This window comes from Streptomyces sp. NPDC093544, assembly GCF_040683495.1.
GTDB lineage: Bacteria > Actinomycetota > Actinomycetes > Streptomycetales > Streptomycetaceae > Streptomyces.
In genome coordinates this window covers 1-17,413 of the sequence record NZ_JBFBEA010000059.1, presented here as the reverse complement: position 1 = coordinate 17,413, position 17,413 = coordinate 1, and the positions used below count along the sequence as shown (strand labels likewise).

14 protein-coding genes are annotated in these 17,413 nt (G+C 69.9%); 8 read left to right on the top strand and 6 right to left on the bottom strand.

The window, feature by feature from the left end; translation table 11 throughout:
• Positions 1 to 120: 120 nt before the first annotated feature.
• Positions 121 to 1,137, bottom strand: coding sequence for an aspartate-semialdehyde dehydrogenase (locus tag AB0N66_RS41975; protein ID WP_365446117.1), 1,017 nt, complete (start codon positions 1,135 to 1,137; stop codon positions 121 to 123).
• Between the two features lie 291 nt (positions 1,138 to 1,428).
• Here AB0N66_RS41975 and AB0N66_RS41970 point away from each other — a divergent pair, with 291 nt between their 5' ends.
• A complete protein-coding gene (locus tag AB0N66_RS41970) occupies positions 1,429 to 1,962 on the top strand; it encodes a sigma-70 family RNA polymerase sigma factor (protein WP_365446115.1) in 534 nt (177 codons plus the stop codon).
• A gap of 1 nt (position 1,963) precedes the next feature.
• Entirely contained in the window at positions 1,964 to 2,692 is a 729-nt protein-coding gene (locus tag AB0N66_RS41965) for a hypothetical protein (protein ID WP_365446112.1), read from the top strand.
• Between the two features lie 147 nt (positions 2,693 to 2,839).
• Here the strand turns inward: AB0N66_RS41965 and AB0N66_RS41960 are convergent, their stop codons facing one another.
• Together AB0N66_RS41960 and AB0N66_RS41955 are read right to left on the bottom strand one after the other, a co-directional pair.
• Complete coding sequence (locus AB0N66_RS41960; RefSeq protein WP_365446109.1) at positions 2,840 to 6,148, bottom strand: S8 family serine peptidase; 3,309 nt, start codon at positions 6,146 to 6,148, stop codon at positions 2,840 to 2,842.
• A gap of 212 nt (positions 6,149 to 6,360) precedes the next feature.
• Positions 6,361 to 6,900: a CGNR zinc finger domain-containing protein gene (locus AB0N66_RS41955; protein ID WP_365446106.1), complete on the bottom strand. Its 540-nt coding sequence runs from the start codon at positions 6,898 to 6,900 to the stop codon at positions 6,361 to 6,363.
• Between the two features lie 129 nt (positions 6,901 to 7,029).
• Between AB0N66_RS41955 and AB0N66_RS41950 the strand changes: the two genes are divergently transcribed.
• The 5 genes from AB0N66_RS41950 to AB0N66_RS41930 all read left to right on the top strand — a co-directional run bounded on the left by AB0N66_RS41950 (position 7,030) and on the right by AB0N66_RS41930 (position 12,207).
• The gene (locus AB0N66_RS41950) at positions 7,030 to 7,473 is read left to right on the top strand and encodes a VOC family protein (protein WP_365446103.1); all 444 of its coding nucleotides are present in this window, start codon (positions 7,030 to 7,032) and stop codon (positions 7,471 to 7,473) included.
• A gap of 52 nt (positions 7,474 to 7,525) precedes the next feature.
• Positions 7,526 to 8,407 carry a pyridoxamine 5'-phosphate oxidase family protein gene (locus AB0N66_RS41945; protein ID WP_365446100.1) on the top strand — a complete coding sequence of 294 codons (882 nt, stop codon included), beginning with the start codon at positions 7,526 to 7,528 and terminating at the stop codon, positions 8,405 to 8,407.
• Between the two features lie 9 nt (positions 8,408 to 8,416).
• Complete coding sequence (locus AB0N66_RS41940; protein ID WP_365446097.1) at positions 8,417 to 8,866, top strand: NUDIX hydrolase; 450 nt, start codon at positions 8,417 to 8,419, stop codon at positions 8,864 to 8,866.
• Between the two features lie 311 nt (positions 8,867 to 9,177).
• Positions 9,178 to 10,959 (top strand): TIGR03767 family metallophosphoesterase, encoded by a 1,782-nt coding sequence (locus AB0N66_RS41935; RefSeq protein WP_365446095.1) that lies wholly within the window; start codon positions 9,178 to 9,180, stop codon positions 10,957 to 10,959.
• Positions 10,960 to 11,049: 90 nt separating this feature from the next.
• A complete protein-coding gene (locus tag AB0N66_RS41930; protein WP_365446092.1) occupies positions 11,050 to 12,207 on the top strand; it encodes a serine hydrolase domain-containing protein in 1,158 nt (385 codons plus the stop codon).
• Between the two features lie 118 nt (positions 12,208 to 12,325).
• Here the strand turns inward: AB0N66_RS41930 and AB0N66_RS41925 are convergent, their stop codons facing one another.
• Positions 12,326 to 13,390 carry a hypothetical protein gene (locus AB0N66_RS41925; RefSeq protein ID WP_365446089.1) on the bottom strand — a complete coding sequence of 355 codons (1,065 nt, stop codon included), beginning with the start codon at positions 13,388 to 13,390 and terminating at the stop codon, positions 12,326 to 12,328.
• Between the two features lie 239 nt (positions 13,391 to 13,629).
• Positions 13,630 to 16,236, bottom strand: a complete 2,607-nt coding sequence (pepN, locus tag AB0N66_RS41920; RefSeq protein WP_365446086.1) for an aminopeptidase N — start codon at positions 16,234 to 16,236, stop codon at positions 13,630 to 13,632.
• 137 nt (positions 16,237 to 16,373) lie between these two features.
• On the opposite strand from pepN, the gene AB0N66_RS41915 reads away from it, so the two are divergent.
• Positions 16,374 to 17,048 (top strand): DsbA family protein, encoded by a 675-nt coding sequence (locus AB0N66_RS41915; protein ID WP_365446083.1) that lies wholly within the window; start codon positions 16,374 to 16,376, stop codon positions 17,046 to 17,048.
• On the opposite strand, the gene AB0N66_RS41910 is transcribed toward AB0N66_RS41915, so the two are convergent.
• Positions 17,045 to 17,269 (bottom strand): hypothetical protein, encoded by a 225-nt coding sequence (locus AB0N66_RS41910; protein WP_365446080.1) that lies wholly within the window; start codon positions 17,267 to 17,269, stop codon positions 17,045 to 17,047. The two genes, AB0N66_RS41915 and AB0N66_RS41910, sit on opposite strands and share 4 nt — an antisense overlap.
• Between the last annotated feature and the right edge of the window lie 144 nt (positions 17,270 to 17,413).

The following is a 17,413-nucleotide window of genomic DNA, read 5'->3' as shown; positions in this document are numbered from 1 at the left end:
GCTTTTTTGTTTGCGCCGGTGGGTGGTTGTGGGGGGGGGGCCCGGGGCCCCACCCCCCCCTGGGGACGGGAATGGGCAGGGGCGGAGGGGGCGAAAAAACCCACCCCCGCCCCCCGAACCTCAGCCCTTCAGCTCCTCCGCCACCAGTTCCGCGATCTGGACCGCGTTCAGGGCAGCGCCCTTGCGGAGGTTGTCGTTGGAGACGAAGAGGGCGATGCCATGGTCGACGGTTTCGTCGGGGCGGATGCGGCCTACGTAGGAGGCGTCCTTGCCGGCGGCCTGGAGGGGGGTGGGGATGTCGGAGAGGACGACGCCGGGGGCGCCGGCCAGGAGCTCCGTGGCGCGCTCCGCACTCAGCGGACGCGCGAAGCGTGCGTTCACCTGGAGCGAGTGCCCGGAGAAGACCGGAACGCGGACGCAGGTGCCGGAGACCTTGAGGGCGGGGATCTCCAGGATCTTGCGGGACTCGTTGCGGAGCTTCTGCTCCTCGTCGGTCTCGTTCAGACCGTCGTCGACGATCGAACCGGCGAGGGGGAGCACGTTGAAGGCGATGGGGCGCTTGTAGACCTGCGGCTCGGGGAAGTCGACCGCCTCACCGTCGTGGGTGAGCTTGTCGGCGTCCGCGACGACCTTGAGGGCCTGGCCGTGCAGCTCGGCCACGCCCGCGACGCCGGAGCCGGACACCGCCTGGTAGGTGGCGACGACGAGCGCTTCGAGGCCCGCCTCCTCGTGCAGCGGCTTGAGGACCGGCATCGCGGCCATCGTCGTGCAGTTCGGGTTCGCGATGATGCCCTTGGGGCGGTCCGCGATCGCGTGCGGGTTCACCTCGGAGACCACGAGGGGTACGTCCGGGTCCCGGCGCCAGGCCGAGGAGTTGTCGATCACGACCGCGCCCTGCGAGGCGACCTTCTCGGCCAGCGCCTTCGAGGTCGCGCCGCCCGCCGAGAACAGCACGATGTCCAGGCCCGAGTAGTCGGCCGTGGACGCGTCCTCGACCGTCACACCGTCCAGGACCGACCCGGCCGAGCGGGCCGAGGCGAACAGGCGCAGCTCGTCGACGGGGAAGTCCCGCTCGACCAGGATCCTGCGCATGACTGTGCCGACCTGACCGGTGGCTCCGACGATTCCGACCCTCACGGCGACTCCCTCTGCTTGCGTATTACGTGGTCCGGCGCTTCCATCATGCGTCTGACCAGTGCCCGTGTGTCCAATCCTTTCGCCGTGCCACCCGAGGAGTGGGACGCGGGGCGGGGAAGAATTCCGCCCGGCGCCGCGACGGACCGCAAGCCTTGCTGCCTGGGCCTTGTTCCGGTATCCGGACCGGTGTGACGTACGACTCCGGGGCGCGTCGGAAAAAGAACGCCGGATCAGGCGAACGTTCCGGCCCGCCCCGGCGTCGTAGGGGAAACGCGGGAGGGGAGGGGTGCTGTGCTGCGCAGAAAGGCCCGCCGCGGCCAGGGGGGCCGCCACGGTGTGGACGACCCCCTGGACGCGGCGCAGGAACGCCGGGTGCGAGCGGTGCTCGCGCTCGGCGGAGTACCGCAGGCGGACCTGCCGGACGGGGTTCAGCAGGTCCGCCTGCGGTTGTTGGAGCGCGCGGCGAAGGGGGACGAGGCGCCGCGTGACGTGTCGGCGTGGGCGGCGGTCGTCGCCTCCAACCTGGCGATGGACTGGCACCGTTCCAAGCGCCGCCAGGAGCGGATAGGCGAACGCCTGGCCTCGCTGCGGCAGCTGGACCACTCCTCGGACGAGGACTCCAGCGTGCTGTCGCTCGCCGTCGCCCAGGGCCTGGACGAGCTGCCGGACGCCCAGCGCCAGGTCCTCGTCCTGCGCTTCTACGCCGACCTGCCCGTCCGCGGCATCGCCGAGGAGCTCGGCATCCCGGAGGGCACGGTCAAGAGCAGGCTGCACACGGCGGTACGGGCTCTGCGCGCCCGCCTGCACGAGGACGAGGTGGTGTGACGTGGCCGAGTACGAAGGTGTCGACGCGCTCCTGGCCGCGATCACGGACGAACCGCTGCCCGAAGGAGCCCAGGACGACGCCGAGTTCATGGCGGAGCACGGGTCGGCTCTCGCTGATGTGGCGCTGCTGCGCGAGCAGTTGACGCTCATCGGTGACGCGCTGGCGGACAACGCGAAGACGGCCACGGCGGTCAAGCCGGTGTATGTACGCGCCCCCAGGAATCGACGCCCCCTGAGGGTCGCCCTCGGCGCGCTCGCTGTCACGTGCGCCGCCGCCCTGATGGCAGGCATGGGCTGGCTCGTGGTGCAGGCCGGGCAGGGCGTGGGCGACGCAGGGTCGTCGAGCGCGGACAAGGCCGCAGGTGTTCAGGAGGACGACGGCGGGGATTCCAAGCTGAGCGCCCCGGGTTACATCGCCTGCTCCCGCCTCATCGTCGAGGGCACGGTCGCGCAGGTCGAGCCGCTTCCCGGCACCGCCCAGGACCGCATCACGCTCGACGTGAGCCGCTACTACAAGCCGGACAAGGGGGAGGACCGGATCACCTTCCTGATGGACGAGGACATCGACCCACGGCTACAGAAGGGCGACCACGTCATGGTCGGCATCGCGGGGGGCGAGGCGTCGCCCGACATGTGGACGACAAGTGAGCAGGAGATCGCCAGGGAACGGACCTGGATCCTCGACGCGCTGCCCGACTCCCGCGAACTCGGCGACGCCGCCTGCGAATGACCGGCCGCATGAGATGCGCCTGCGAATGACCGGCCGCACGAGACTCGCCTGCGAATGACCGAGCGCATGAGATGCGCCTGCGAATGATCTGGCGCATGAGAAAGGGCGGGCGCCCGTAACCGGACGCCCGCCCCGAAGCCGTAGAAGCTACGGCGTAACCTTCTCGATCTTCACGCTGCCGAGGCCCGCGACCGTGCCGCGCGCGTTCACCAGCTGGACCTGTCCGAAGAACTCGCGTCCCTCGGGCGCCGCGGCCGCGGCGGTGACCGAGGCGGACACCGAGGCCGAGGCGCCGGTGGCGAGCTTCACCGGAGTGGACTCGTCGACGTTGACCGTGCCGAGCGCGGACGAGAAGAACACGTCCTGGTAGTCGTACGCGGTCGAGCCCGACGGGATCGAGTAGCCCACGACCTCGACGGTGTACGTACCGGCGGCGGGTGAGGGGATGGAGACGGCTTCCTCGGAGTCGCCGTCGGCGGACTGACCGACGACGGTCCCGGCGGCGTTGTACACCGTCAGGTCGAGGTCGGCCGCCTGGTCCGAGACGTTGCCGATGGCGACGTCGAGGGACTCGGCGCCCGCGGGCACCTCGACCGTCGTCGTCTGCGTGTCGGCGTCGGCGATGGTCGGCCGCGTGGTCAGCGAGGAGCCGAGCGGGCCGCCCTTGAGGGTGCCGTCGAGCGCGGCGTAGTTGTTCTTCACGGTCCAGGAGGCGGGGGCCGGGGTGCCGACCTTGGCCTCGGGGACGGTGACGACGGCCGGGTCGAAGGCCACGCCGAGCACGGAGACGTCGAGCTTGTACGGGTTGTCGAGCAGCGGCGACGTACGGCGCGACTCGACCTCGATCTCCCAGACGCCGGCCTGCGGGTCCGCGTACGAACGCACGTCGGGCTTGCAGCCGTTGCCGTCGAGGTAGTTGTTGTAGCAGTACGGGGTGCTGGTGTTGTCGACCGGAACGCCGTACGGGTGGATGGCGATGAACCGGGTCTGGCTCGTGGCCTTCAGCCCGCCGATCGCGACCTCGAGGGACTTGGCGCCCTCGGGGACCGTGACGAAGTACGACGTGCTGCTGTTGCGCTGCACCGAACTCGACGTCGAGTAGGTGTAGTTGACCGGCGCGGAGACGACGACGGTCGACAGGATCTGCTTGTCGACGCCCTCGGTCTTCGGGTCGTCGACCTCAAGGATCGCGCTCTTGAGACCGGCCGACTTCGGCGCGGCCTGGACCTTGACGGTCACCGGCTGGTTCAGCGGGAGCTTGATCACGTCGGAGCCGACGATCTTGAAGGTGCCGGCGGCGTTGTTCTCGAAGTACAGCTCGTGGGTGAGCGCCTTGTCGGCGCCGGACGTACGGGTGATGGTGACGTCGTACGTCTTCTTCTGGCCGGCCTTGAGGCCGCCCTCACGGTCGTACAGACCCGTGCCGAAGCCCGGGGTCGCCAGCGCGTAGTCGATCGCGGTGTCGACCGGCGCCTTCACCGTGTAGTCGTGGGCGGTCGCGCCGGCCTTGATGGAGTTCCACGCGTCGGGGATGTTGATGAGGCCCGCGCCCTCCTCGTACGCCTGAACATCCTTGATGTGATCGGCGGTTGAGGTCAGCGCCGTGCGCAGGGTGGCCGGGGTGAGGTCGATGCCCTTCTGCTTGGCGGCGCTCAGCAGCAGCGCCGAAGCGCCCGCGGCCTGCGGGGACGCCATCGACGTACCCTGCAGCATCGAGTAACCGGCCGGCAGCGAGTAGCCCGCCTCGGCGACCGGGCCGCCGGGCAGCCAGGTCTGCGTGGTGTTGATCGCGGCGCCGGGCGCGGTGAGCGTCGGCGTGAAGCCGCCGTCCTCACGCGGGCCGCGCGAGGAGAAGGGCAGCAGCGCGTACTTCTTCTCCACCTTCGAGCCGTAGTTGGCGGCCCAGGTCTCCTTGGAGATGGACGCGGCGACCGAGATGACCTTGTCGGCCAGGCCGGGGTCGCCGATGGTGTTGGCACCGGGGCCGGAGTTGCCCGCGGAGATCACCAGCTGGACGCCGTAGGTGTCGATGAGGCGCGTGTAGAGCTCGGCGCGCGCGTTGTTGCCGTCGTTCAGCGCGGGCAGGCCGCCGATCGACATGTTGACGATGTCGACGCCGCGGTTGGCGACGAGGTCGATCATGCCCTCGGTGAGCGCGACGTTGGTGCAGCCGCCGGTCCAGGTGCAGGCGCGCGAGGAGACGATCTTCGCGCCGGGGGCCGCGCCGTTCATCTTGCCGCCGAACAGGCCGTTCGCGGCGGTGATGCCCGCCACGTGCGTGCCGTGCTCGGACTCGATGACGCCGATGTTGACGAAGTCGGCCTTCTTGCCGACCCAGGTCCCGCCGTACGGGTCCATCGGGACATCCTTGCGGATCTCCACGACGAACGGCTGGCGCTCGACGACGTCGGTGGACGGGTTGTCCGTACCGAAGTAGCCGACCTGGTAGCCGTCCTTGTACGGCTTCAGCGGGGTGTCGTCGCTGAAGTCGCCGTTGTTGTTCAGGTCGACGCGGACCGTGCCGGCCGCCGCGTCGTACAGGAGGCCCCACGTGTCCGTGGTGTCGCCGTCCCGGTTCGCGTCGCCCGCGGCGTCGCCGCCCGCGGTCGAGGACTCCCGGAAGAGGCTGACCTGGTACGAGCCCGCGGGCGCCGTCCAGGTCTTGCCGCTGTAGGTGAAGGTGGGCCCGGCCACCGGGGTGATCTGCGGGCGCCAGGTCGCGTCGCTGTCCAGGATCGGGTCGGTCGAGGTGACCCAGTCGACGATCTTGCGCTCGCCGGTGGTGGTCTTCTGGAGCGCCGGGTGCCCGAGGTCGACACCGGAGTCGAGGATGCCGATGGTGATGCCCCGGCCGTCCGCCTTCGGGTTCTTCTTCACGAAGTCGACGGCGCCCGTCTCGAAGGACGGGTTGTACGGGTTCTCGGCGGGCGTGGTCTTGGAGGGGGCCGGGTAAGTGGCCGCCGTCGAGACGTTGCCCGAGGTCTTGGCGGTGTCGGCGCTCGGTGTCGGGTCGTCGAGCGCGATCTCCTGGCGCAGGTCGATCCCGTGCACCGAGGGCAGCTTCGTCGCGGCCTCGATGGCGGAGTCGGCCTTGGCCGTCGGGACGGTGGCGCGGACGTAGCCGAGCTCGTCGTAGGTCTCGCCTACCGAGCCACCCTTCACCGCGTTCAGCTGGCCGGCGACCTGCTCGGTCTGGCCGGGAGCGGTGGCGATCATGATCGTGACGTTCTTGTCGCCGGCCGCCTTGGCGTCGGCGAGGAGGTCCGCGTCGTCCGAACCGAGCTTCTCGCTCGCGGACTTGACGACGGGGTCCGCCACCGGAGTGTCGGTTCCTGCGGAGAAGGCCATGGGTATCGGCCCGGCCGCGGAAAGCGCGGCCACCAGTCCCGCGGCCACGGCTATCCGGGCCACGCGTCTCGCGCCCGATATCGGAGCGCGCTGAGAGTCGGGGGTCATCAGCATCCCTGTAGGTAAAGGAGCGAGCGGGTGAGAGACCGGGGCCGATCTGTTCCGGCCGCGGACGTCCGGGAGGTGATCCCGGATGATCGCTCAGCTTTACGCATGGGAAGGATGTTTAGGGAGAGTTGACCGAATCGATATGGGCATGTGGGGAAAACCCCCTGTGCGCCGTGGGGGATGAATCACGAAAGGCGGCAACTTGCCCCTTTTCAGTCGCCCTTCGTGTGGCGCGCGTAATGCCGTGACGCCTTCGCGCGGTTTCCGCACCCTGCCATCGAACACCAGCGGCGGGTGCCGTTCCGTGAGGTGTCGAAGAAGTGCAGGATGCAGGACTCGTGGGCGCAGCCGCGGATCCGGTCGGGGGCGGTGCTCAGCAGGTCCAGATAGTCGCGCGCGGCGAGCCAGGCCGGCCCCCAGGACGGGTCGCTGAACTCGGGGCTCTCGCCCTGCCCCTGGGTGGTCAGCGTGAGACGCACCCGCCCGTGCGCGAGGACGGCGTCGACGCCGCCGGCCCCCTCGGTCAGGGACCCGTCGACGACGGCTCCCAGGGCGTCCCGCGCCTGGAGCGTGTGCCACAGGACGGCGTCGTCGGCCGGGAAGTCGAGCCGGTTGTCCGCCAGCCACACCGCCAGCCCGTCGGTGTCCGTCAGTAGATCCCGCACGGTCCCCTCATGCATCCAGCGGGTGTTGAGCAGGTCGAGCGAGACCGGCTCCCCGGTGAGCGGGCGCGGGTCGGAGGTGGCGGACATGGTGGCGGCTCCCTTCGCTGCTAACCGCTCAAGGTTATGTGACCGGTTGCGCTCATCGATTCTAACCTTTAATCTCGATTACAGAGGTTAGGTTCCGAGAGGGCCTGCCCATCGACAGAGGGGACTGTCATGACTCCGCGCACCGGCCACATCGGTCTGAACGTCACGGACCTCGACCGCTCGCTCGGCTTCTACCGCGACGTGCTGGGCTTCGGGGTGATCGGCGAGGGCAAGGAGGAGGACCGGCGGTACGCGTTCCTGGGAGGCGACAGCGGCCTCGTCCTCACGCTCTGGCAGCAGGCGCAGGGGTCGTACGACACCGACCGGGCCGGCCTGCACCACCTCGCGCTGGAAGTGGACTCGCTCGACCAGGTCAGGACGTACGAGACGGCTCTGCGCGACCACGGCGTGGAGTTCGCGTACGACGGTGTGGTCGCCCACGGTGAGGGCGCGGCGTCCGGCGGCATCTTCTTCCACGACCCGGACGGCACCCGCCTGGAGATCTACGCGCCGAGCGGCGCCGAGGGGGCGCCGGCACCGTCCGAGTCCGCTCCGACCTGCGGTTTCTTCTAAGAGTTCGATCCGCGGCTTCTTCTAGCCGCCTCCTCCAAGAGAGGGACGCGCCATGACGTATCACGCCGGTTCGCGCGCCGTGCAGGACAGGGTCGGCGTGCGCGGGATCGCCGACCATCAGGGCCAGGCCGTCGGGCAGGGCATCCGGCCGGTGGCCGCCGCCTTCCTGGAGCGGCAGCCGATGCTGGTGCTCGGCGCGGCGGACCCGGCGAGCGGTGCGGTGTGGGCCTCGCTGCTCACGGGCGAGCCAGGGTTCGTGCGGGCCACGGGTCCTCACCGGATCTCGGTGGTGGGCGGAGTCGGTGCGGGCGACCCGCTCGCCACCGCGCTCCGCGCGCCGGACACCCCCGTCGGCACCATCGCGCTCGACCCGCGCACCCGCCGCCGTATGCGCCTCAACGGCCGGGCGCGGCCCACAGTCCGCGGCTTCGCGGTCGAGGCCGACCAGGTCTTCTCCAACTGCCCGAAGTACCTCCAGCGCAGGGAGTCGTACGAGACGGTGGACCGCGCCTCCACCACGGCTCGGCGAGGTCACGAACTCACCCCGGAGCAACGGGAGTTCATCGAGTCCTCCGACACCTTCTTCCTCGCCACCGTGCACGAGCACGGCGCCGACGCCAGTCATCGGGGCGGCAACCCCGGCTTCGTACGCGCCGCTTCGCCCCATGAGTTGAGCTGGCGCGACTATCCCGGCAACTCGATGTTCCTGACCCTCGGCAATCTGTCCGTCGACCCGCGGGCCGGGCTGCTCTTCCTGGACTGGGTGTCGGGGTCGGTGCTTCAGCTCACCGGCACGGCACACACGGAGTTCGACCAGGACGGGGAGCGCACGGTCCGCTTCATCGTCGCCGAGGTCGTCGAGACGCCTGCCGCCAGCCCGCTGACCTGGACCGCCCCCGAGTATTCGGCTGCCAATCCGGAACCGGCGCGCTAACGTCACGGAGTGCGCGAGGAGTTGAGGGTGGCGGCCTACGCCATATGTGTCAGGGACGGGGAGCTGCTGCTCGCCCGCGGCCGGGACGACGACGGCACCCCTGAGTGGATGCTGCCCGGCGGCGGAATGGACCACGGCGAGGACCCCTACGACACCGTCGTCCGGGAGGTCGAGGAGGAGACGGGGTATGTCTTCGAGGCCACCGGGTTGCTCGGCGTGGACTCGATCCGGCGGCAGGTTCCGCGCCGCCTGGGGGTCACCGCCGACCACCACGCCCTGCGGCTCGTCTACGAAGGGCGGATCGTCGGCGGCGAGCTGCGCTCCGAGGTGGACGGCTCGACCGATCTCGCGGCCTGGCATCCACTGGATGCCGTATCCGGGCTGAACCGGGTCGGACTGGTCGATATCGGGCTTGCGTTGTGGAGGCAGCGGCCGGCCGTGGGCCGCGTGGCGAAGTAGCTCACCCGCGAGCGCCCGCGACCGCTCCGCCCGCGACCGCCCGCTCCGCCCGCAACCCGTCCTCCGCACCCGTGTTCCCTCCGCAGATGAACACGGAGTGACCGCCTCCAGGCAGTTCGAGGTGGGTTCCGTGGACGCCCATGGCCGGGCGGAGTGGTCCAAGATCCACGTACGGTGATCGGCGCTGCGCGTTGTGGCTCAGTTAACGCGCAGGTCATCCCTGGTGCCAACGATCCAGTATGAGCGGAGAGTTCGCGACGCGAGCCCCCCGCGACCACTGTCGACGCGTTCGCAATCGGGGAGACCGCGCCATGTCGCGCATACGCTCTGTCGCCGCTGCATCCGACCTCAACCGCCGCACCCTGCTGGCAGCCACCGGCGCGGTATCCCTCTCCGCGGGGATCGGCTTCGCCCTGCGGCCCGCCTCCGACGCACACGCCGCGACGGAGGCCGCCACGGACGTGACCGCCGCCGATGCGGGCGGGGCGCCGGTGGCGGTGTCCCGCAGGGCCCCCATCGACCGGCTCGACCCGTACTCGCGCGGCACCACCCTGAGCAGCGTCGCCACCCCGCGCTCCGGCTCCGGCGGGTACCGGCGGCTCGGCGACGGCCCCGGCTGGCGGCGGGTCGTGCGCAGCGAGCTGGCCTCGGCCAAGTCGGGCCGGGCGGACCGGCGCACCGCGCTCGCCGCGTTCGTACAGCTCACCGACCTGCACCTGATGGACACCCAGCACCCGCTGCGCCTGGAGTTCCTGCGCTCGACCGACATCCATGCCTGGCGACCGCACGAGATCCTGTCCGTGCAGGGCGCGGTCTCGCTCGTCGAGCGGGTCAACTCGCTGCCGGGAGCGCCCGTCACCGGCTCCCCGCTGCACTTCGCCATCACCACCGGCGACAACACGGACAACAACGCCAAGTCCGAGCTGGAATGGTTCATGAAGGTGATGAGCGGTGGCCGCATCACCCCCAACACCGGCGACCCGCGCGCCTACGAGGGTGTCCAGAACAGCGGCCTCAAGCAGTACTGGCAGCCCGACTCGACCACCCGCGACTCCGACAAGCAGGCCGGCTTCCCGCACATCGGCGGCTTCCTGGCGGCCGCGACCGCCGAACTGCAGAGCCCCGGCCTCAACCTCCCCTGGTACTCCACGGTCGGCAACCACGACGCCATGCCGCTCGGCACCTTCGCCACCCACAGCAACCCCTTCCTCAGGGACTTCGCGGTCGGCGGCAAGAAGCTGATGAACGCGTCGGCGGCGCAGTCCAAGGCCCTTCAGGACGCCATCAGGAAGGACACGGACCCCAAGGGTGTGCGGTACCGCGAGTTCATGGAGGCCCACGCGCGCGACCTGCGCTCGGTCACCCCGGACGAGCAGCGCGCCCCCTTCACCCCGGCCGAATACCTCAGGACACACCTCGACCCGGCGTACGCGGGCGTCGGCCCCGTCGGACATGGCTACTCGTCGGCGAACGTCGCCGCGGGCACCCAGTACTACTCCTTCCGCATCTCCGACGACGTCATCGGCATCAGCCTCGACACCACCGACCCGGGCGGCCACTACCAAGGCTCCCTCGGGGCGGCCCAGTTGAAGTGGCTCGACAAGACGCTGCGTGACAACAAGGACTCGTACGCAGTCGTCTTCAGCCACCACACCAGCGAGTCGATGGGCAACACCCGCCCCGACCCGGCCCGCCCGAACGAGAAGCGACACGACGGTGACGACGTCCTCGCCACGCTCGGCAGCCACGCCAACGTCCTGGCCTGGGTGAACGGCCACATCCACCGCAACGCCATCACCCCGCACTCCGCGCCCGGCGGCCGGTCCTTCTGGGAGATCTCCACCGCCTCGCACGTCGACTTCCCCCAACTCGCCCGCGTCATCGAGCTGGTGGACAACAAGGACGGCACGATCTCCCTCTTCACCACTCTCGTCGAGTCCGCCGCCCCGCAGGCCACGGACTTCACCGACCTCACCCAGACGGGCCTTGCCGCCCTCTACCGCGAGCTGTCCTTCAACGCGCCGGGCGCCAGCACGTCTCTGGGGGGAACCTCGCGCGACCGCAACACGGAGCTGGTCCTCAAGAAGGGCTAGATCTCGCTCAACCGATCAAGCCCAGGCAACCTCCGCGCCCACCCACCGGGTCCCCCTTCCCGACCGAGCTCATCGATGAACGGGGACCCCATGAACGACATGCGTCACACGCCCTTGCGTACGGGACTGGTGGCGGCGACCGCGCTGGCGCTGACGGCGGCCCTGGCCGGACCCGCGGTGGCGGCCGCTCCCGCCAAGGGCGACCACAGCGCCACCCGTGCGGCCATGGACGCCGCCGTGCAGGACGGCGTACCGGGCGTCACGGCGACGGCGAAGGACAAGAACGGCACCTGGTCCGCCACGTCAGGCGTGGGCGACCTCAAAACGAACGAGCCCCGCAGCACGGCGGACCGCTACCGCGTGGGCAGCATCACCAAGACCTTCGTCTCCACCGTCCTGCTCCAACTGGAGGCGGAGGGACGGTTGTCGCTGGACGACAAGGTGGAGAAGTGGCTCCCCGGCGTGGTGCGGGGCAACGGCCACGACGGACGTTTGATCACGATCCGCCAGCTCCTCAACCACACCAGCGGCATCAACAACTACACGGACGACGAGGAATTCGGCCGTACGTATTTCCTGAAGGACGGCTTCTTCGAGCACCGCTACGACACCGTGACCCCGGCCCAGCTGGTCGCGATCGCCATGACCCACAAGCCGGACTTCGCCCCGGGCACCTCGTGGAGCTACTCCAACACGAACTACGTCCTCGCCGGCATGGTGATCAAGCAGGTCACCGGCAACTCGTTCGCCTCGGAGATCACCGACCGCATCATCGAGCCCCTGGACCTGCACGCCACGCTCGTCCCGGGCACGAACCCCAAGATGCCCCAGCCGAGCAGCCGCGCCTACGGCAAGCTGGCCGAGACGACGACGGGACCGACGTACGACGTCACGGAACTGAACCCTTCCCTGGCCTCCGCCGCGGGCGAGATGATCTCCAGTTCCTCCGACCTGAACCGCTTCTACACAGCCCTCCTCCGCGGCAAGCTCCTCCCGCCGCAGCAGCTCAAAGAGATGAAGACCACCATCTCGGTCGACGGGACCCCGAACGCCGGTTACGGCCTCGGCCTCATCGGCCTCGAACTCGGCTGCGGAGTCGAACTCTGGGGCCACGAGGGAGGCATCCACGGCTCGTCATCCGTCTCCCTGACAACCCCCGACGGCCGCCACGCCCTCTCCTTCAACTTCAACAACGACTGGTCGGGGGACAGCGGGGCGGTGATCGAGGCGGAGTTCTGCGGTAAGTAGCCTTCGCGCGGACGTCGGGAAATCGGTGCGCGCCCAGCTCGCTGCGCGCGCACGAGGAGGGACCACCGGCGCGCCGGTGGTCCCTCCTCTCCCCTCCTGATGCGGTCCCGGTCCGTCATTACCGGGGCAGCACCACGACATAGGCCGCTGGATCGCGGTCGTTCGACGCCATCAGGGCGGTGCGTACGACGGTGGCCTGTTGCTCCATCGTGTCGCGCAGCTTCTTGGGGGTGATGTACACGACGGTGATGCCGAGGCGTTCCAGGTGCTCGCGTTTGCGGGCGTACTCCGACCAGAGGGCGTCCTCGTCCTGGCGGGGGGCGCGGGTGTCGAGCTCGACGGCCACCGCCTGTTCCGGCCAGTAGGCGTCGAGACCGCCGAGGTGGGGGCCGCCGGGGAGACGGAGGTCGACGTTCCAGACCGGGTCGGGGAGGCCGAACTCCTGGACCATCCGGTACAGGCGGTCCTCCGCGATCGAACGGCCCTCGGCGAGGAGCGAGTCCACCGCGTCCACCACATGGGGGAGCGAGAGCAGCTTGGCCTGGGTCAACTCCCTTACGACCGCGGCCGGTTCGCAGTGCCCGCCGCGTACCGCCTCCGTCAGCAGACGGCGTACGGCGTTCGCGTCCGACAGCTCCGCGACGGCGTCGGCGAGGGCGCGGGGGACGGGGGCGACCGGGACGCCGGTGATGTACGTGGGGGTCGGGAGGGACGGCGTACGGACGATGCGGGCGCTGCCGGTGGAGCGGAGGCGGCGCATGCGGGGGACCAGGACGTCGATCTTGTCGAGGGAGAGCAGCGGGGGAGCCGAGGTGAAGCCGTGCAGGGTGAGCGCCGCCAGGCCGGTGATGAGCGCGTCCGCGTAGGGCTGGGGGGCGTGCGGCGCCTCGGCTCCCGGCTGGACGGGGATCGCGGGTGCCGACTGGACGGGGGAGCGGGCGGCGAACATCAGGACCGCGTGCAGGCGCTCCTCGGTGGTGGGCGGGCCGGGGTGGAGAAGGTAGACGCCCGGGAGGAACTGCTGCCAGGGGCCGCCCGGCCGGCACTGCTCGTTCGTCTCGGCGGCGCTCACGCCGTGCGCCCGCAGCTGAGCGGTGGTCAGCACGCGCCGCTGTACGTGGGACAGGTGACGGAGGGGGCGGGGGGAGTGGGGGGTGTGGGAGAGCGGGGTGTTGTGGTTCATGAACCGGGGTTTCCCGCGCCGGGGCCGTGCTCTAACCGCTGTTACACGCTCGTCGACAAATCCGGACAAGCCCGCCCTAAAGTACGGGCGTTCGAGTGCCGAAAGGCGCTGCTCCGGATGGGGAGTAATAGGGGTTACGGGTCTGAGTATCTGTAGTTCGTAACCACTGAGTGCGCCGGTAATTCACCACCCCTGAGGGCATCGGCCACAACCGGTGCCCTCAGGGGTGGTCTCCTACGTCAGCCCGCGGCCGCTACGTCAACCGCCTGGGCCCGCAACGCGCGGGCCAGATCGTCGCGCGCCTCCAGCACCAGTCGGCGCAGCGCCGGTGCCGCGCTCTCGTGGGCCGCGAGCCACGCGTCCGTCGCGTCCAAGGTCTGCTGGGAGTCCTGGAAGGAGGGGAAGAGTCCCTTCACGACGTCCATGGCGATCTGGATCGAGCGGTCCGCCCAGACGCGCTCGATCGCCGCGAAGTACTTCGCCGCGTACGGGGCGAGCAGCTCGCGCTGGGACGGCTGGTCGAAGCCCGCGATGGTCGCCTCCACGAGAGCGTTGGAGAGGGCGTCGGACTCGACCACCGAGGCCCAGGCCTGGGCCTTGACCGCCGCCGAGGGGCGGGCGGCGAGGCAGCGGACCTGGTGGCGCTTGCCGGACGCCGTGTCGTCGCGGGCGAGTTCGGCGGCCAGTGCGGCCTCGTCGGCGCCCCCGTGCGCGGCCAGCGGTTCCAGGAACGCCCAGCGCAGCTCCTGGTCGACATCGAGTCCGTCGATCTTCGCCGTGCCCTCCAACAGGCCCCGAAGGAGCTGGAGATCAGCCGCGCCGGACGCGACCCGCGCGAAGAAACGGGCCCAGGTCAGCTGGTGCTGACTGCCCGGCTCCGCGAACCGCAGCTCCTTCAACGCACCTTCGGCGAGCAGACGTTCGCCCTCCGCACGCCAGTCGGGCGCGGCGTAGAAGGTGAGCGCGGAGTCGGCCCAGGCGTGCAGCATCTGCAGGACACCGATGTCGGACTCGCGTCCCGCGAACCGCAGCACCAGGTCGAGGAAGTCACGGGCCGGCATGAGGGCGTCACGCGTGAGATTCCACAGCGCCGACCAGCACAGCGCGCGCGCCAGCGGATCCGTGATCTCGCCGAGCCGGTCCCGCAGCGTCGCCAACGAGCCCTCGTCGAACCGGATCTTGCAGTACGTCAGATCGTCGTCGTTGACCAGGACGAGATCCGGGGCCTCGGCACCGACCAGTTCGGCGACGACCGTACGGGGTCCGTCGACGTCCAGCTCGGCTCGCGCATACCGGTCCACGGTGCCGTCGGGCGTCCGGCGGTACAGGCCCACCGCCACCCGGTGCGGGCGCAGTTCGGGATGTGATTCCGCGGCCTCCTGGAGGATGGCCAGCTCGGTGATCCGGCCCTCCGCGCTCAGAATCACCTGCGGGGTGAGGGAGTTGACCCCGGCCGTCTGGAGCCACGACCGCGCCCAGGTTGTCAGGTCGCGCCCGCTGGTCTCCTCGAGGACGGACAGCAGATCGCCGAGGCGCGTGTTGCCGTACGCGTTCCGCTTGAAGTAGTGGCGCGCACCCTCCAGGAAGGCGTCCTGGCCGACGTAGGCGACGAGCTGCTTCAGTACGGAGGCGCCCTTGGCGTACGTGATGCCGTCGAAGTTGAGCTTGGCGTCCTGGAGGTCGCGGATGTCCGCCGTGATCGGGTGCGTGGAGGGCAGCTGGTCCGCGCGGTAGGCCCACGCCTTGCGCCGGTTGGCGAAGGTGATCCAGCCGTCCTTGAAACGGGTCGCCCCGACCAGCGAGAACGCGCCCATGAAGTCGGCGAAGGACTCCTTCAGCCACAGGTCGTCCCACCACTCCATGGTGACGAGGTCGCCGAACCACATGTGCGCCATCTCGTGCAGGATGACGTTCGCCCGGCCCTCGTACGACGCCTGGGTCACCTTGCCGCGGAAGATGAACTCCTCGCGGAACGTGACCAGTCCCGGGTTCTCCATCGCGCCGAGGTTGTACTCCGGCACGAACGCCTGGTCGTACTTCCCGAACGGGTACGGGTAGTCGAAGTGCTCGTGGAAGAAGTCCAGGCCCTGCTTGGTGACGAGGAAGACGTCGGCGGAGTCGAAGTAGGGCGCCAGACCCTTGCGGCACATCGCGCCGAGCGGGATCTCCAGCGTCGTACCGTCGTCGAAGGTACGGGTGTAGTTGTCGGTCACATAGTGGTACGGGCCGGCGGCGAAGGCCGTGATGTACGTCGAGATCGGCTTCGTCTCGGCGAACTTCCAGACGCCGTCGGCGAGTTCACCGACTCCGTTGCTCCACACGGTCCAGCCCTCCGGGGCCCGGACCTCGAAGCGGAACGGGGCCTTGAGGTCCGGCTGCTCGAAGCCCGCGAAGACGCGCCGGGAGTCGGCGGGCTCGTACTGCGTGTACAGGTACACCTCGCCGTCCTCGGGGTCGACGAAGCGGTGCATGCCCTCGCCGGTGCGGGAGTAGGCGCACTGGGCGTCGACGACGAGTTCGTTGTCCGCCTGGAGATCTTCGAGGGTGACCCGGGTCCCGTCGAAGACCTCGCCGGGATCGAGATCCTTGCCGTTGAGCGAGAGGGCCGTCACGCTCGGCGCGATCAGGTCGGCGAAGCTGGTGGCGCCCGGCTCGGCGGAGCGGAAGCGGATGGTGGTCACCGAGCGGAAGGTGCGCGGCCCGCCATCGGCGGCCTGGCCGGCGGCTTGGCCCCTGGCCTGGTCCCCGATGGCGGAGCGCAGGTCGAGGGACACCTCGTACCCGTCGACGGACAGCAGCGCCGCCCGTTCCCGGGCCTCGTCGCGGGACAGATTCTCACCGGGCACGGGGGCACTCCCTCAGGGCTGGCCGGACAGGTCGGTACAGTGCCGATCCTGCCATGCGCCCCTGACACCGGGCACCCGGGAATGGGTCGGGTGACCGACGGTGTTGCCTTCGGTACGACCACTTTCCGAGGAGAACCATGCCCGAGCAGACTGCCCAGACGAGTTCCGGTTCCGGCAAGACCCCCGTCGACTTCTGGTTCGACCCGCTGTGCCCCTGGGCCTGGATGACCTCGCGCTGGGTCCTGGAAGTGGAGAAGGTCCGGGACATCGAGGTCCGCTGGCACATCATGAGCCTCGCGGTGCTGAACGAGCCGCGGCTGGACGAGCTGCCCGAGGAGTACCGCGAGCTGCTCGCCACCAAGGCCTGGAAGCCGATCCGCGTGGTGACCGCCGCCTGGCAGAAGCACGGCGACGACATCCTCGGCCCGCTGTACACCGCGCTCGGCACCCGCATCCACAACGAGGGCCAGGGCCCGACCATCGAGGCGGTCGCCGCCGCGCTCGACGAGGTCGGCCTTCCGGCGTCCCTTATCGACTACGCCGACCAGGAGAACTTCGAGTTCGACGCCGAGCTGCGCGCCTCCCACAAGGAGGGCATCGACAAGGTCGGCCAGGACGTCGGCACGCCCGTCATCGCCGTCCCCGGCGCCGACGGCGAGCAGATCGCCTTCTTCGGTCCGGTCGTCACCCCCACCCCCAAGGGCGAGGCCGCCGCCAGGCTCTGGGACGGCACACTGCTGGTGGCGTCCACGCCCGGCTTCTACGAGATCAAGCGGTCGCGGACGGCGGGGCCGGACTTCAGCAACCTTTAAGGGGCACTCGGCGGCGGGATCCGGAGCTCCTCGGGGAGGGTCCCGCCGTCGCTGCTCTTGCCGCGCCGCTGGACTCGTCGGCAGCCTTCGTGGGCGCAGCGGATGTAGGTGTCCACGTTCGTCTGCTTGACGACTTCCCTGGTCGCCGCGCGCTCCGCCTCGTTCTTCAGATGGCGGAAGGCACGCATCGTGCGGCAGTTCTTGCACCACTTGGACGGCATGTACGCCTCCTCAAAGACGCCCGGCCCCGTGAGCGTAAGCGCCCGCGGGGCCGGCGGAGGTTTTTTCGCCCCCTCCGCCCTGTTTCAGCCCGTCCGGCGTTTGAGGACGAGGCCGTTCAGGCCGATAGCGGGGGTCTGGGGGCG

Coding starts and splice junctions, on each gene's coding strand:
- AB0N66_RS41930 (WP_365446092.1), top strand. CDS start 11,050: ATGAACGACATGCGTCACACGCCCTTGCGTACGGGACTGGTGGCGGCG.
- AB0N66_RS41925 (WP_365446089.1), bottom strand. CDS start 13,390: ATGAACCACAACACCCCGCTCTCCCACACCCCCCACTCCCCCCGCCCC.
- AB0N66_RS41945 (WP_365446100.1), top strand. CDS start 7,526: ATGACGTATCACGCCGGTTCGCGCGCCGTGCAGGACAGGGTCGGCGTG.
- AB0N66_RS41960 (WP_365446109.1), bottom strand. CDS start 6,148: ATGACCCCCGACTCTCAGCGCGCTCCGATATCGGGCGCGAGACGCGTG.
- AB0N66_RS41955 (WP_365446106.1), bottom strand. CDS start 6,900: ATGTCCGCCACCTCCGACCCGCGCCCGCTCACCGGGGAGCCGGTCTCG.
- AB0N66_RS41935 (WP_365446095.1), top strand. CDS start 9,178: ATGTCGCGCATACGCTCTGTCGCCGCTGCATCCGACCTCAACCGCCGC.
- AB0N66_RS41910 (WP_365446080.1), bottom strand. CDS start 17,269: ATGCCGTCCAAGTGGTGCAAGAACTGCCGCACGATGCGTGCCTTCCGC.
- AB0N66_RS41950 (WP_365446103.1), top strand. CDS start 7,030: ATGACTCCGCGCACCGGCCACATCGGTCTGAACGTCACGGACCTCGAC.
- AB0N66_RS41915 (WP_365446083.1), top strand. CDS start 16,374: ATGCCCGAGCAGACTGCCCAGACGAGTTCCGGTTCCGGCAAGACCCCC.